Below are 15,664 nucleotides of genomic sequence, written 5' to 3' on the forward strand. Positions count from 1 at the left end.
TGCATTTGCCTCCGGCTTCCTTCAGATTCCGCCTCGCGACGGACACCCTTGCCCTTGGCTACGGTAGGCGCTCGCCAGCCCCCGTTCAGGACTTTCACCCTAAAGATGACGCCCATGCTGGGCGTACGACGAAAAGCATGATTTCAATTAACATTGAAATCATGCTTTTTGTAACTTACTGCTTTGTCGGTTATATTCGTTCCGTCAACGAATATGCAGATTTCTTCGTTTTATGCTTTGGCAAATATACGCTTTACGGCTTCGGCGGATTTTACCAGATCTGCGTATTCGGATGGTAACAGATCCAACTCGATAATTTTCTCAATCCCATGTTTTCCGAGTATGACAGGGACTCCAAGGTACAAATCCGTCAGACCATACTCTCCGCGCACGTAAGCCGATATCGGCATGATCTTTATCTTATCTTTAAGAATCGATTCCATCATCGCGGCGATTGCGGAAGCCGGTGCGTAATACGCGCTGCTGCTTTTCAGCAGGTTGGCAATCTCTCCCTCACCGTTTCTCGTACACGCCACCAGTGAATCCAAGGTTGCCTTATCCAACAACGCGTCGATTGGAACTCCACCTGCATTCGAATACCGAGTTAGCGGCACCATGGTGTCTCCATGTCCTCCCAACACCAGTGCCTTGACATCCTCAAACGAGACGCCCAATTCCAAAGCGATGAATGTACAGAATCGTGTGGAATCCAGCACCCCACCAAGCCCCATCACCCACTCCGGCGGAAATCCGCTTTCCTGTAAAGCGACCTGTGCCATGACATCGGACGGATCGGTCACGATGATCAGCTTGGCATTCGGCGAAAATGGGGTTACCTGTCGAATGACTTGGTGTATGATACCGACGTTCGTCTCCATTAGGTCATCCCGGCTCATGCCCGGTTTACGAGCCATGCCGGCTGTAATTACGATAATATCGGAATGGGCAGTATCAAGCAGGTTGCTTGTACCAACGATAAGAAAATCAAATCCTTCAATGGGTGCTGCTTCTTGCAGGTCCAATCCCTTTCCCTGCGGGATACCTTCCACAATATCGTATAAGACGACATTTCCGAGTTGTTTTAATACCGCCAAATGCGCTACTGCCGCTCCGACATTCCCGCTGCCGATAATTGTTATTTTGGCTCTTTTCATTAGCTTTCATCCCCTGGATACTCCTTGTATCTTCATGACAATAACGGGAACCTGCGATGCCTCTGGCCCAACCCGCCCATATTTACTAGCATCATCTACATAAGACTGAACAGATGAACTAGCACAAGTCCTAATCCTGACAAGAGTACCGATCCGATCAGTCCCGCGACAAACGACTTTATCCCCAAACGGCGGAAGGTGACGATATCTACGTTGAGGCCAAGTCCCGCCATAGCCATCGCAATGAGCAGATACGCGATAACAATCACTTGATTCGTCATAGCAACTGGAATGACATCTAACGTGCTGACCCCGCTCATTATCAGGAATCCGAAAATAAACCACGGGATCGGTATCGACTTCCAGTTCGTTTTTTTCGTATCCTCATGTTCCTTGCGTTCCATCCTGTTCGCCCAAATTCCGATTAAGATGGCTACTGGAACTAACAAAGCAACCCTTGTTAACTTGACGATTACGGCTATATCGACGGCATCTTTACCATCGGATGCCGCCGCGGCGATCACGTGGGCCACTTCGTGCAGAGTAGCTCCCGAAAAGACACCATAGCCATAATCCGAAAGTCCAAGTACCGGATATAATACGGTGTATAGAAGCGTAAAAATCGTACCCAAAATCGCTACCGTCGCTGCGCCAATCGCAGTTTCATCATCATTTGCCTTGATTTGCGGCGAAATGGCCACGACTGCAGCCGCTCCGCAAATCGCCGTTCCACACGCTGTCAGAATGCCGAGTCTTTTCTCCACTTTAAATAGCCTCGTGATACCGTACACGACAAAGATTGTAAACGCAATGCTGATCACCGAGATCGCCAGTACCTTCGGTCCGGCATGAACGATATCCACCAGATTGAGCCGCATCCCGAGCAGAATGATGCCGTAACGCAGCAGTTTTTTGCTCGAAAACGAAATGCCAGCCATTGCTCGTTCCGGTACGCCGATCACCGCTCTCCATGCAATACCCAAAAGAATCGCAATGACGAGCTGTCCCATGATGCTTAAAAAAGGAAACTCGGCCAAATATTTAGCAGTCACTGCCAGAAGCAGCGTTAATCCTATACCCTGTGAAAAACCAAACCCGTTTTTCTTTTTTAATGGAAGAGTGTATGCTTTTGCCAATGTTCTCACTCCCTGCCTCGTAATCGAACCATGCATGTTCTTATTGTCCGACTATAAGGCCGATTGATTCGAAAGTGAAATACCGATCTGCTATTTGTATCATTATAAAAACTTATGATTGACATTGTTCGGGGAATGGAAAAGGGATACAATAATGTTATTCGTATATGGAGGTATCATCATGACTGTAGAAACGCTAAAGCTATTTGTAACGGTGTCGGAGCAATGCAGCTTCTCCCGCGCCGCGGAGCTTCTTAACCTCTCGCAACCGGGAGTCAGTCTGCATATCCGCAATTTGGAAAACGAGCTTGGAGCGAAGCTCATGCACCGCTCTCCCAAACATGTGAAACTGACGGATGCAGGAGAGATCTTATATAAGCGTGCCAAACAAATTCTCGCACTCTATGAAGAAGCGAGACAGGAAATTCATTTGCTGCGGAACGTGGTGACCGGATCCATAAAAGTCGGAGCCAGCTTTACAATCGGCGAATATCTCCTGCCAAAGTTGCTAGCCGAATTTTCCCATGAATACTCACAAGTCGAGATCGAGGTGAACATTGGCAATACCGAGGAAATCGTCCAAGCCGTCCGTTCGAATGAACTTGACCTTGGACTCGTGGAAGGCAAAGTGATCCAATCGGACGTGGAAGCTAAACCGTTTTTAAAAGACCAAATGATCCTGGTTGCACATCCGGATCATCCCTTGTCTTCTCTCGGAAAAGTTGAGACGCACATGCTGCAGAATCAAGTTTGGATTCTTAGAGAGAGCGGTTCCGGAACTCGTGCGTTCAGCGACCAGTTCATTCATGATGCCGGTCTGACGATGAAGCGCTCCTTCATTTTCAACAGCAGCCAAGGTTTAAAAGAAGCGGTTGCCGCCGGGCTAGGCATCACCATCTTATCCAGCTGGGTCGTTCGCAAAGAACTGGAAACCGGCGAGGTTCGCGAAATTCCTTTGCAAGGACACCGATTTACCCGAGACTTTTTGTTGATACGCGGCAAAAATGATTCGGCTACAATGGCGATGAACATGTTTGTGAAAAAGCTGTTCATTCTCTTTTCTTTGACATAACCTCTAAAAAAAAATTACGGACAGGTTTTCTCTCCACCTGGCCTTTTCTGATTTTTAATTACCGGCATAAGTTTTCCTTATTGATTAAATAGCAAATTGATATTTCTCAACGCAACGCAGTCTGGTTAAAATGTCAATTGTAGAAGGCATAGTTTGTTAAGTTATATGATGCCAACGGAACATCCGCAGATCTCCATAGAATCGAAAAAACAAATTCCGTCAATGATTTCCGTATGAAATTTTCAGAATGGTTTACAATATATACACTACGTAATGTAGTATAAAATATGTTAATGTATGGATTGTGCACAATATCTTTACACCATCATTCATTCATAGAAAGGTTGGAGGAAACCAATGAATACCTCATTAAAAATCATACTTGGGTCTGCTTTTGCAGCTATGACTTTGCTGTTATCCGGTTGTATTCAGGCCGATAAAATAGTACGACGCAGGGGGCAGATCGCTCAGAAGTGTCTCAGAAATATACTGATAAAAGAACCAGTACCACTTTCCCTTCTATACAAACCGCAAAAGTTCAAACGATACGCGATACAAAGTTTACATTGACAGCCCAGGAAAGCACTTTGGAGGTGAAGCCTGCAAAATTCCTCCCGGTTTGGACGTTCAATAACTCAGTCCCAGGACCGGAAATTCGTGTTAAACAAGACGATACCGTCAGCATCACGTTAAACAACAAATTGCCGGAACCGGTTCCCATTCACTGACACGGTGTGCCTGTGCCCAATAACATGGATGGCATACCCGGGGTTACGCAAAACGCAGTGCAGCCCGGCAAATCGTTCACCTATACCTTTAAAGCGGATGTGCCCGGCACGTACTGGTATCACTCCCATCAGGACAGCGAAAACCAAGTGGAAAGAGGACTTTATGGTGCATTCATTGTTGAGTCCAGCGATGATAACGTTGATCGGGATTATTCCCTTGTCCTCGACGAGTGGGCTAGCTCAGGGGCAGCGAAAATAGACATGGGCCATGATATAAATATGTACGACCTATACACAATCAATGGAAAATCCGGTTCTCTGGTCGATAAATTATCTGTGATGCAGGGTGATAAAGTGCGTATACGCCTTATCAATGCAGGGTTTGTATCTCATCAAATTCATTTGCACGGTCATGATTTTAAAATCACGGCAACCGATGGACAGCCTGTCAACCAACCTGGTCTGCTCAAAGACAACTTGATTTCAATTGCCCCGGGCGAACGTTACGACATCGAATTTGAAGCTAACAATCCCGGTGAATGGTATTTGGAGGAACACGGCAATCACGAAGCTGTTAAGGGTATGAAAGCTCAAATCCAATATGAAGGAGCAATCGCAAGAAACGATCAGCCGAACGCGTCAGCCAAACTCCCTGCAGTGGATATGACCAAATACGGTCAGGCGACAGAAGCTAAATTCACACTTGATCAAAAATATACCACGGAATATACGATGAATTTGAATATGGGAATGAAAAACGGTCAAATGGTATACACGATCAATAGAAAAACATTCCCTGACACCGATCCGATCAAAGTAAATAAAGGTGATACGGTCAAAGTTCATTTTGTTAATAATTCTCAAATGCTGGATCACCCAATGCATCTGCATGGACATTTCTTCCAAGTACTAAGCGAGAACGGCAAACCGGTGGAAGGCTCGCCAATCTGGAAAGACACACTGAATGTGAAGCCTGGCGAAGAGTACATCGTTGCCTTTGAAGCGAATAACCCGGGGGATTGGATGTTCCATTGCCACGACTTACGTCACGCCTCGGGCGGAATTAAAATACAATGGATATACATCGGATTTCATTGCCGACCCGAATGCGGGCAACAAACCTGAATAAGAACAAGGATACAGACTTTGTCCCCGAGATATAAGTCCGTAATTTTTCTTCAAACTGCGCTTCATTTAAGCATTTTAGGTAAGCTGGTGTTCTTTTCATCTTTTAAATTGCCGCTATTTCGGATGATCGCTTCCACATGCAAATCCACCTGCACTTTCGGATACAGCTCCTCTTTCCATCTCTCCATGTGATTGAGTGACATTTTATTTCTAAAGTATTGGCCGATACCTAAGGTATCTGATTTTTGTTGCTGCAGCTTATGGAATAGTTTCTCGAAACGTTCCTTCATTAACCCTTCCAGTTCTTCTTGAATCATTGTGTTAGACTGCGGTTCCTTGCTTTCCAATAGAGTAACGATTAACTTCAGTTTGCTGTCCACCTTTGGGGTTTCACCTTTCCAATACGAATGATTGTGAACCGTAGCCTTAAGGATATAAACACTGGCATGACCCATCACCTCTACCGTTCCCCCCGTATATCTTCCTTGAAACAGATTGTAAATTAACGTTTCGTCATTTGTAAGGGTACCGACCATTTTGTCCCGGTGCATGATGGCTGAGCCTTTGAATTCCAACATAGTTTCCTTTCCCTTACTGATCAACGGCAATGCCACGTCTTCCGTATCTGCATAAACCGCCCTGAATGCTTCCCATAGATACACAAGGGAAACATTCGGCGTCCATCCCGCTTTTTTATTGAAAAAATTGTAAAAAGAAGTCCCTTCATTCTCGCCGGATCTTTCCTCACTTCTAATCAAGTCCCCTATATCTCCTGCAACGACAGCCACGAAAGCTTTCGGTTCAACCTCCCGGGTGCGCATCATAAAATCTGTAGCTTCTTTCATACCTTCGCGGGCCATATTCTCGCCGATTAAGATCAGTTTTAGGTGCAGCAAATCCAGGCTCCGTTTCATATTCGTACGCAACTTATCGATTGCGTCGCTTATCGTGGACGCTTCGGCCTGAACGACAATAAACCTCTTCCCGGAGTCACCCATAATGGGGATTCGAAATAACACCTGGTACTCGTTACTCTCATTCATAGTGATCCCCATGACCACCGGCAGGGCACGATTGTTGACTTCTTTCGCATCCCAACATCCGCTAAGCAGACCGACACAGCTTAAAATGGTCAATAGGATGAACAGCCTTCGCAATCCGGGCCCGATCAATGTTGATGCCTCCTCTTTCTTTGACCCATCCAGAATAAAGCCACAGGAATTGCAATCATGCAATAAAGACGAAGCGATGTATCCCACCAGATAAAGGTATCCACCCAGTTCCAACCCGGAACCGATAAACCGGCGGTATAAGCAGCAAACGTCAATAGGATAGCCAAATATTTTTCGTTCATAGGAATAAACATCTTTTTTATTATCCTTACGGATGCCCAAATCAAGAGAGCAATGTAGATGACGACAAACATTAGCGTGGAGATCACATAGAACATGGTTACCCGATTGAAAATCAATGATTCAATGTCCACGGTATCCAATGTCATAATCAAGGGAAAACGAAATTTCGTTGCCGCTTCTTGACCAAACGTTAACAGAGGAATATAGACAGACAGTACATAGAAGGGAATCAGACTGAAAAATGCGGTAAAGAGTGGCTTCCACTTGCCGGTAGGCGTCTTCACGAAAAAATTTACCATCCCCAAATACAAAAAACCGGCATAGGCAAATAAACTTGAATAGAAGCCGGGCTTCATGAAAAAATCCAGCCTCGTATTCAAAATGGGAAACGCGTTCGGGTAGTGAAAATTCCGGAAGGAACTGACTAATGCAAAGCAAATCACCGGAACAGACAGAATAAAAAAAAGAACACTTGAGCGATAAATCGTATGTATCCCTTTCCAGGCAGCATATAAAGGAATGATCAATAACAATAACAGCGCCCATATCGGAGTTTTGGGGAGGAATACAATCGTAAGCAGCTCGGCATGGCTCCTGGCCAACAAAAAAATGGTCATAAAAAAATAAAGAACCAGAGGAGAGAGCAAGATGCGGGAAACCCATTTTCCCGCACTCTCATGAAAAATATCAGGCAAGTCCTGACCTGGAAACCACATTAATCCCTTTACATAAATCCATAACAAAATAAATTCAAACAAAACGCTTACTAAGATGGCCTCCCAATGTCCTGTTCTGGTACTTTCAATTATTTTCTCCGGATAAACAAAGAAAAGCAGGCTCATATGGACGATAACAAAAACAAAATAATGATGAGCTTGTTTAATCATCGGACCACTCATCCTTTATTCGACGACTGAGATAAGGTACACCAAAGGTGATAATCCCTGACAGATAGATACATAACCAAGCAATTCCTATAATCACACCCAACACGCCATAGATGGAACCTAGAATCAGAATGACATATTTGAACAAACGAATTGCCAAAGAGTTCTGGAATCCGACCAGTGTGAAATTGGCTATCGTGGTAGCGGCTAAAATAATGATCAACAAATTGCTGACCAGTTTAGCTTGTACCACAGCTTGTCCGAGAATAATGCCACCGACCATTGTAATGGTTGGTCCGATACTTTTAGGAAGGCGCATACTCGCTTCCACGATCATTTCCAGGACTATAAGCATGAACAGCGTTTCAATGATTGCCGGATAAGGCACCCCTTCCCTGCTTTTCGCCACAGACAATGCCAGTTGTATACGCAATGCTTCGGGATTTACAGCAACCAAAGCAACATAAAGCCCGGGTCCGATTAACGAAATCAGAAGCCCGGCGATCCGAATGATACGTATGAAATGCATTAAGATGGATGGATAATTATGATCATTCATCAGTGTCCATAGATCGAAAACGATTCCCGGTACAGTCAATGCAAAGGGGTGCCGATCCAGGAAAATAATGATTCTCCCTTCCATCAGCCACCGAACCGCTTCTGTGGAGAGCTCGGATGACGGAGCAGTAGAAAGAGGATTCCATAACGGCTGCTTCAATCTTCTTAATAAATCTTGAATATGTAAGATATCTTTTTCTTTATTTTGCTGCAAACATTGGACGATTTTATCTACCCGAAGCTTGCTCGCTTTTCCGGATAAAGATATAACTCCCACTTTACGGTGCTGCAGGGAACCTACGGATAAAGATTGTACTTTCAGTTCTTTAGACGGCAAATTTTTTCGCAGTAATGCAATATTTTTATCCATGTCTTCTGTAAATGCATCAAAAGAAGATTGGATGACGTTTTCATTTTGCGGGCCTGTAATACTCCTTTCCAAGGCTGGATGTGACGGATCCATCAAAATAAATCCTGTGCTTTGCGGAACAAAGAAAAGCAGCTTTCCTTCCAGTAAACCGTTGACGGCTTCGTCCAACGAGTACTTGCGTTTCCCACCAACCTGCAATGCCTGCTCCTCTAACTCCAAATCTTTTGATTGGTCTGAGCAAATCGAATGTAACGTCTCCTTCGTCTTTGTTGCATCAACGATCGAACGAAAGTAACATAAGTATATGTTCTTTTGAAAAAGAATGCTTGCTTCCATAACAAAATCGCTGTTTTCTCCAAAGATTTCGTTTAATTTCAGGATCAATGGATCGACATTTTCATGTACGCTTCTCATGTTTCCACCCCCCTTCCCATTGTGACTCAACAAATCCATATTTATACTGGGCGGACTTAAATTGTTGATACGTGAAAAAGCTCCCTCATACCAACCGTGAGCCTGAAAAAAAACGTTGGCCAAGCCTTATGTCTTAAGGTTATTAACTCAACTTTCGCAGAGCCAAAATCAGCTTAACAGCCACGTAGCATTGGTTAGAATTCAATTGGATTGTCGGTTTGACGAAAATAGAAAAACACCTCTTCGTTTGGTAAAGTGAGAGTGTCGAGCGTCCATTACCACACAGAAGAGGTGCCTCCTCTATGATAGAACAACAGCAATCACTTGATCAACTGCCAAAAGAAATCAAACCGGCTTTTCTGGAACTGAGTGTGCTCAAACACTTGAATGGCGCAGGTTTCAAGAAGAAGTTTGGGTTCACCTGTGCCTATTTGTTACGCGTTGTATTCGTTCTGTTGTTTCACCAGAAGAACTGGTTCCGGCTACTGGAGAGCAGCAAGGGCGAGGCGTTCCCAGGCAAAGATGCAGTCTACCGGTTTTTGAATCACGGCGGATATGCCTGGCGGCGATTTCTGCTGTCGCTAAGCGGCGAAACGGTTCAGCGAATGGAGAAACTGACTTCGGCGAACAGGGAGACGGCGTTTATCTTCGACGACTCCTTGTTCGAGCGTAACCGGAGTAAGGCTGTCGAGATGCTGGCGCGATTCAAGGACCATGCGACGGGTGAGTTCTACAAGGGCTTCCGCTTGCTGACGATGGGCTGGTCGGATGGACATTCCTTTATCCCCATGGACTTTGCACTGCTCAGTTCCGCGAAGTCCGGCATTAACGGTATGATGGAAGGCATCGACAAGCGCACTCATGGCTACAAACGCCGCCAGGAAGCACTCTACTCTGCCCCGCAAGTGATCGCTATAATGCTGGATCGTGCCACTCAGGCCGGGATTTCTGCGTCATTTGTCCTTATGGACAGTTGGTTTACGCATGCGCCGCTCATTCAGGAAGTGACCCGCCGCGGACTGCATGTGATCGGCATGGTGAAGAACGATAACAAGCGCTATCTCGTGAACGGGGAGCGGCTGAACCTGAAGGATCTGTATCCTGTTGCACCACGTGTTGAGGGCAGAAACCGCAATATCCTCCGCCAGATCCGGACGGAGCTTACCCCCGGCATCCCGGTGACGATCGTGTTTTTCCGTCACCGTTCAAAGAAAAAAGAATGGCTTGCCGTTCTTTCGACCGATCTGACGTTGTCCGCCCAAGACATCATCCAGATTTACCGGATGCGTTGGGAGATCGAGGTCTTCTTCAAGTGCGCCAAATCCCTGCTGCGCTTGCAAAGAAGAGTTTCAGGGCCGCTCGTACGATCTGCTCGTGAGTCATACGACGATTGTGTTTTCGCGCTACATTCTTCTCGCCTGGCAGCACCGGCAGAGTACCGATCAGCGGTCTTTTGGCGGATTGTTTTATTTGCTTTGCGATGAAGTCGGTACCATCGACTGGGCGGTTGCCCTGCAGCAACTGGTCGAATTGATCACGGAAATCGCCACGAAAACCGGAAAGAAAATCTCAACACTCATTCAGCGTCAACTCCAGCAATGGATCGTCGCCCTGCCCAGTTACATCAAGGCCTATCTGCCGATTTCATGCTGCGAAAGTTGAGTTATTAATAGCGCAAACACAATCAAATCCCACTGCACTTCCCATACTTCAGCAGGGCATAAGGGTTGAGAGCCATATACATCAAAAGACATCGTTCCTTCTGGATAAATGATGCCAAATCTAGATCCTGTCGGAGATCCGTAAGCATCTCCATTCAAAAAGCAAGCAATTCGTCCGATCGCTTATCCCAATATATATTGGCATGTGCGATAAGGTCGTCCAACGTCCAAAACGAAAGACGATGTACACACGTATAAATAGCAGCAGAGATGAAACCGCCGACCAGTGCGCCTTGGATTGCGATGCCTCCGTTCCAGATTGCCGGGATTTCAGATAAATTTTCGGAATAATAGTTCCACTGAAAAAAGAAGACGTTGCCATATTCGTTCGCTAATAATCGCTCCTAGAACCACATAAACGATCATATTTGGAATGAGCTTCTGGTAATGAGTCCCTCTTGCCAAGAAATAAGCTACGCCCATTTCAAGCAATATTGCCAGAACCAAAACAAGGCCGTAAGAACGAACCGAAAAATCCCCCATCGAAATAGAATAACTTTCGTGTTATCGCCACCCTGCAAAGTTTGATTCAGCCTCATTACCTCCGGTGATATGCGTTTAATCTGAAAAAAACCGTATTTCTTCGCTTGAGTGATCGGATCCCGTCAGAAGCAATTTTCCCACTCGAACTGAGCATTTTTTAGCTATATCTTGGGTATAAATAGGGCTTGCTAAACGAATCAAAAGTCTAACAACCACAAGGGTTTAGGACCTCTTTTGTCGGTAAGCGTAAAACCCTGCCCACCTATAAACATCAAACCGGCCATGAGATAATCTTCCTCAGAATAACGCGAGGAGGATTTTTTCATGACCGTTTCCGAGAGAAGACAATATTGGGCCGAACAGATTGCGGCCCAGAAAGCCAGCGGACTGAACATTACGGAATGGTGTGCCGAATATAAACTGAATCGCCGACAGTTTCATTTCTGGGTTCGCAATTTGGAAAAGTTATCGGCTCAATTAGAAAGGGTACCCCCTTACGCTTTAGTTCTGTAAAGGACTTAAAGATTCTGATATGTGAACATAAGCCTGCACGATCCAACTGGGTCGAAGTCAGCGTTGAAAACAAGGGGGCGGTAACGGTGGATTCGGTTCTTGTGATCCGTGTCGGAGCGGCAACCATTGAACTAAAACCAGGGTTCAGCCCATCCGTACTCGCAGATGCGGTACGTATCCTGCAAACTGTATGCTGAGTGAAGTTCAGATCAAACAAGTCTACTTGGCCTGCGGATGCACGGATTTAAGAAAATCCATCGACAGCCTGGCCGCATTGGTGCAGGAGGGGTTTAACCTCGACCCCTTTTCTCCGAGTCTGTTTGTGTTCTGCAACCGGCAACGGGACAAGTTGAAAATCCTGTACTGGAACCATAATGGCTTCTGGTTGTATTACCGTCGTCTGGAACGCGGCACCTTCCAATGGCCCGAATCCTCTTCTGCAATCCCAATGGAGGTATCCCGTCGGGAATTACGCTGGCTGTTGGACGGACTTTCGTTGAAGCAACGCCACGCTCATCCGGCTGTGAACGCCAGTGTGGTCATTTAACCGGATGTCGCCGGATTGTCACAGGTGGCAGTAGGATTCCGAAGCAGTTGGGTTGAATACCTAATGTATGAAACGTACATCGAAGCCGGCCCCTACCATAGAAGAACTGCAAGAGCAGAATCGCCTGCTTGTGGATGAAAATAAAAAACTGGCTGCCGAGCTGTCTCGGCTTGAGGAGCAGTTTCGCCTTGCCCAGAAAAAACGGTTCGGTGCCTCCAGTGAACGGACCCATCCGGATCAACTGGAGTTGGAGCTGTTTAACGAGATCGAAGCAGAGGCAGATCCCCCAAAGGAAGAACCGACCGTTGAGACCATCACGTACCAGCGGAAGAAGAAGGTACGAGGCGGTCGTGTTGAGAATCTGGAGCATTTGCCTGTGGAAACCGTCGAATACCGCCTGACCGAAGCGGAGCAGGTTTGTTCGTGCTGCGGTGGCGGCCTTCATGAGATGAGCACGGAAATCCGGCAAGAGTTGAAATACATTCCTGCCGAGGTCAAAGTGGTCAAGCATGTCCGGTATGTATATGCATGCCGTCGATATGAGCTGGAAGCTACAGAAACACCGATCGTTACAGCCCCCATGCCGAAACCGGTTCAACCCGGCAGTTTGGCGTCCCCTTCCATTCTGGCCCATATTATGAGCCAGAAGTATGTGGAGAGCATGCCGTTGTACCGGCAAGAGCAACAATTTGCCCGCTTTGGAGTGTTGTTGTCCCGCCAGACCATGGCCAACTGGATGATGGCGGCAGCGGATCAGTGGTTGGTGCGGCTGTATGACCGGATGCATGAGTGTTTGCTTCAGCGGGATATCCTTCATGCCGATGAAACCACGCTGCAAGTTCTCCGGGAGCCGGGACGAACTGCCGAAACCAAATCCTATCTGTGGCTGTACCGCACGGGGCGCATCGGACCGGCGATGATCCTGTACGACTACCAGGAAACGCGGGCCGGTGAGCATGCCCGGAATTTCCTGACGGGGTTCAAGGGATACCTCCATACCGATGGTTATCCCGGTTACCATAAGGTGGACGGCGTTACGCTTGTCGGGTGCTGGTCCCATGCCCGACGAAAGTTCGATGAAGCTCTGAAAGCATTGCCGCCAAAGGCAACCGAGACTGCAACGGTTACAACGAAGGAGGGGCTTGAGTTCTGTAACCGCCTCTTTGCCATTGAGCGGGAATTGAAGGATGCTACGCCGGAAGAACGTTATGAGGCCCGACTGAAGAACAGTCAACCGGTGTTGGATGCTTTTTTAGCGTGGATTCATAAGCAGAATGGGCGTGCACTTCCCAAGAGCAAACTCGGGGAGGCAATTGGGTATTGTCTGAACCAGTGGGAGAAGCTGACGGCCTTTATGCAGGACGGCCGGCTGGAGCTCGACAACAACCGAAGCGAACGATCCATTAAGCCGTTCGTCATTGGACGGAAGAATTGGATGTTCTCCAATACCCCCGCGGGGCCAAGGCCAGCGCGGTGATCTACAGTATTGCGGAAACAGCCAAGGAAAATGGGCTTCATCCCTTCTACTACTTGACCTACTTGTTCGAGAAGCTCCCCCAGTTGGAAGATCCAAAGGATCCGCAAGTGCTGGACAAGCTGCTTCCCTGGTCAACTACTTTACCGTTAATCTGCAGGGTATTCAAGAAATAGCATAAAACAGCCCCCATTCCTTTAACAGGTGCGGGCTGTTTTATGCTTACATTTAATGCAAGTTCTTGTCCAGATCCAGGTACAAGAACTTGCATCCTTCTAGAGTAAAGGACTGAATTTTTTTTTTTTTTTTCTACGGCGGCATGAATAACATACATGTTATTTGAGCCATTGGTTTTCTAAATTTTTAAGATAATTTTGTGGATCGCGTTTAAACCGTTTGCGCATAACACTATCGCTCAACCGGTTATTCCATTTTTCTTTCTGTTTCTTGTAGCTTGTGTAGTCGACCATCCTTAAACGGGCGATTAGGTTTTCCTGTTTAAGTCCATCATCAACGAGCACAACCATCTCACCATTCCGTAAGATGTATTCGTTCCAGTTGCGTAGCCCGGTCATCCGACGGTGTCGTGTCTTCGTAGCTCGGAAGAAGCGTTCCAGATCGTTGTTCGTTCTTGGCACATGATAATGATCGTAGCAAGTGAAGAGTCCCTTCCAGAATCCCTTGCTGTAACTAAGGAGATTGTTAACCATTTCCAGATCATTCTCTTCGGTATAGGAAAGCCGAACCCAATCCAACAGCTTTGTCATTTCCCATTCAACTGTCTTGCTTGTCTTATCCATGCTGGGTTCAAGGATTTCTGCAATGTGACGGATTGGCTTCATCCAGCGAGCGACTTTCTCGTATTGTTGCTGAAGGGAATCGACTTTACTAAATATTCTGAAAACGTTTTGAAGTAGGGTGGCCCCCTTTTTTATCCAAGCATTTTTGAAGGGACGCTTGAATGGCTTGGGCCTGTTCATAGATACGCATACCGGGTAAATCTAATGGAGGATTTCCGTCTTCCAAGAGCAATGCACGTACGGCAGCAACGTAACCCTTCGCGATGCTTGCTTCTTGTGAATCCGACTGTTCGATTTTCCGCTCGACTTCACGAATGCCGCGCATGCTTTTCTTGAGCTCGGTCTTTAACTTTCGATCGACATCAACAACCGGTTTCGCGATGTCTTTTAAATAATGGTACTGGCAATATTGATAAGGCACATCGGGCAAAAGCGTCTCCATCGCTAGACGAATGGATTGCTGTCCATCACTAACAATACCGACGATCGGATAGCCTTGCTCGATGATCGGTTGGATGAGCGTTTGTAACTCGGCAGATGAACCACTTTTCATGTTTTTTGCTATTAAGACAGTACCGCTGAATACTTCACGAATTACATAAAGTGTCTCATTGCCTTTCTCTGGCTGGACGCCATCCATAGACAAGATAATACCGCCGTTTTGTTCTGTGACTTCAGCCAGCACTTTCTTCGTATGTTCAGTAAGACTAGCAGCAAGCAATGTTTGATACCGTTCATACAGATTTTGTGCGCTCCGTTCGGATGTCTGAACACCTCTCGCGTTCAATTCATCCGCAATCTCCTTGCGGGTCATATGCCGTTTGAAGCGAAGTTCACCAACTAGGCAAACAACGTCGAAGCCGTAAGGAGAATGCTTCATGCTTATTGCTTCTGCTTCCGCCGATTTGTAGTATACACCTGGCTTCGGGCAATCTGGATTTTCGCAATGGTAGGCCATGCTCCAAACGTGAACGACTTCTTTCAATGTGGCGATTTTCTTATTCCATGCTGTATGTGAACGACGTAATTTCTGTTGGCAGTGAGGACAATTCTTATGTTCAGGTCTAAAGTATATTCTCCGTTGTGGACGCAGACGGTTTTTGGAAAGCAATGCGGGTCAACTCCTTTGGAAATTTTGACCGTAATTACTTCGACAAACCGTTAGGAAGATCCTGTTAGTTATTCATGCCGCCGTAGTTTTTTTTCAGCCCCTCCTCATCAAACCGTACGTGAAGTTTTCCCTCATACGGCTTTCCGATGTTCGTCATTCATGCGCATGCGATTTACAAAAGCGTCTTTAGTCCATACATTTTGCAGAGTAATT

Annotated in this window: 13 protein-coding genes and 3 pseudogenes; 6 read left to right on the top strand and 10 right to left on the bottom strand. The window is 46.4% G+C overall.

Annotated features, from left to right (window positions below; all coding sequences use genetic code 11):
- Positions 1–230 precede the first annotated feature (230 nt).
- On the bottom strand, positions 231–1,154 hold the full coding sequence (gene mdh / locus ACZYR9_RS26160; RefSeq protein WP_488981326.1) for a malate dehydrogenase: 924 nt from the start codon (positions 1,152–1,154) through the stop codon (positions 231–233).
- A 95-nt stretch (positions 1,155–1,249) separates the two neighbouring features.
- Entirely contained in the window at positions 1,250–2,326 is a 1,077-nt protein-coding gene (locus ACZYR9_RS26165) for a YeiH family protein (protein ID WP_488981327.1), read from the bottom strand.
- 145 nt (positions 2,327–2,471) lie between these two features.
- Here ACZYR9_RS26165 and ACZYR9_RS26170 point away from each other — a divergent pair, with 145 nt between their 5' ends.
- Both ACZYR9_RS26170 and ACZYR9_RS26175 read left to right on the top strand, forming a co-directional pair.
- On the top strand, positions 2,472–3,362 hold the full coding sequence (locus ACZYR9_RS26170) for a LysR family transcriptional regulator (protein ID WP_488981328.1): 891 nt from the start codon (positions 2,472–2,474) through the stop codon (positions 3,360–3,362).
- Between the two features lie 491 nt (positions 3,363–3,853).
- Positions 3,854–5,219 (top strand): annotated as a pseudogene (locus ACZYR9_RS26175) (multicopper oxidase family protein); the annotation flags it as partial.
- A 61-nt stretch (positions 5,220–5,280) separates the two neighbouring features.
- Here ACZYR9_RS26175 and ACZYR9_RS26180 read toward each other — a convergent pair.
- From ACZYR9_RS26180 to ACZYR9_RS26190, 3 genes are read right to left on the bottom strand one after another with little or no spacing between them, the layout of a single operon-like run.
- On the bottom strand, positions 5,281–6,390 hold the full coding sequence (locus ACZYR9_RS26180; RefSeq protein WP_488981329.1) for a Ger(x)C family spore germination protein: 1,110 nt from the start codon (positions 6,388–6,390) through the stop codon (positions 5,281–5,283).
- Positions 6,387–7,460: a GerAB/ArcD/ProY family transporter gene (locus ACZYR9_RS26185; protein WP_488981330.1), complete on the bottom strand. Its 1,074-nt coding sequence runs from the start codon at positions 7,458–7,460 to the stop codon at positions 6,387–6,389. The genes ACZYR9_RS26180 and ACZYR9_RS26185 overlap by 4 nt, the downstream gene beginning before the upstream one ends.
- Positions 7,453–8,925 (bottom strand): spore germination protein, encoded by a 1,473-nt coding sequence (locus tag ACZYR9_RS26190; RefSeq protein WP_488981331.1) that lies wholly within the window; start codon positions 8,923–8,925, stop codon positions 7,453–7,455. Before ACZYR9_RS26190 ends, ACZYR9_RS26185 begins: the two co-directional genes overlap by 8 nt.
- Positions 8,926–9,104: 179 nt before the next feature.
- Between ACZYR9_RS26190 and ACZYR9_RS26195 the strand changes: the two are divergent.
- Positions 9,105–10,464 (top strand): annotated as a pseudogene (locus tag ACZYR9_RS26195) (IS4 family transposase).
- Here the strand turns inward: ACZYR9_RS26195 and ACZYR9_RS26200 are convergent.
- Genes ACZYR9_RS26200 through ACZYR9_RS26210 form a run of 3 tightly spaced genes read right to left on the bottom strand, consistent with a single transcriptional unit; the run spans position 10,434 to position 11,006 of the window.
- Complete coding sequence (locus tag ACZYR9_RS26200) at positions 10,434–10,622, bottom strand: hypothetical protein (RefSeq protein WP_488981332.1); 189 nt, start codon at positions 10,620–10,622, stop codon at positions 10,434–10,436. The pseudogene ACZYR9_RS26195 and the gene ACZYR9_RS26200 sit on opposite strands and share 31 nt — an antisense overlap.
- A complete protein-coding gene (locus tag ACZYR9_RS26205) occupies positions 10,619–10,792 on the bottom strand; it encodes a prolipoprotein diacylglyceryl transferase family protein (protein WP_488981336.1) in 174 nt (57 codons plus the stop codon). Before ACZYR9_RS26205 ends, ACZYR9_RS26200 begins: the two co-directional genes overlap by 4 nt.
- Before the next feature lies 1 nt (position 10,793).
- Positions 10,794–11,006, bottom strand: a complete 213-nt coding sequence (locus ACZYR9_RS26210) for a prolipoprotein diacylglyceryl transferase family protein (protein ID WP_488981333.1) — start codon at positions 11,004–11,006, stop codon at positions 10,794–10,796.
- Positions 11,007–11,330: 324 nt separating this feature from the next.
- Here ACZYR9_RS26210 and tnpA point away from each other — a divergent pair, with 324 nt between their 5' ends.
- From tnpA to tnpC, 3 genes and pseudogenes are all read left to right on the top strand, one after another.
- Positions 11,331–11,519: an IS66 family insertion sequence element accessory protein TnpA gene (gene tnpA, locus ACZYR9_RS26215; protein WP_488981334.1), complete on the top strand. Its 189-nt coding sequence runs from the start codon at positions 11,331–11,333 to the stop codon at positions 11,517–11,519.
- Positions 11,520–11,709: 190 nt separating this feature from the next.
- Positions 11,710–12,066 carry an IS66 family insertion sequence element accessory protein TnpB gene (gene tnpB / locus ACZYR9_RS26220; protein ID WP_488981335.1) on the top strand — a complete coding sequence of 119 codons (357 nt, stop codon included), beginning with the start codon at positions 11,710–11,712 and terminating at the stop codon, positions 12,064–12,066.
- Positions 12,067–12,133: 67 nt separating this feature from the next.
- A pseudogene (gene tnpC / locus ACZYR9_RS26225) lies at positions 12,134–13,716 on the top strand (IS66 family transposase).
- 159 nt (positions 13,717–13,875) lie between these two features.
- On the opposite strand, the gene ACZYR9_RS26230 reads toward tnpC, so the two are convergent.
- Together ACZYR9_RS26230 and ACZYR9_RS26235 are read right to left on the bottom strand one after the other, a co-directional pair.
- Complete coding sequence (locus ACZYR9_RS26230) at positions 13,876–14,382, bottom strand: hypothetical protein (protein WP_054820364.1); 507 nt, start codon at positions 14,380–14,382, stop codon at positions 13,876–13,878.
- A gap of 46 nt (positions 14,383–14,428) precedes the next feature.
- On the bottom strand, positions 14,429–15,451 hold the full coding sequence (locus tag ACZYR9_RS26235; protein ID WP_139170768.1) for a transposase: 1,023 nt from the start codon (positions 15,449–15,451) through the stop codon (positions 14,429–14,431).
- Between the last annotated feature and the right edge of the window lie 213 nt (positions 15,452–15,664).

Source organism: Paenibacillus sp. F024 (assembly GCF_057814255.1).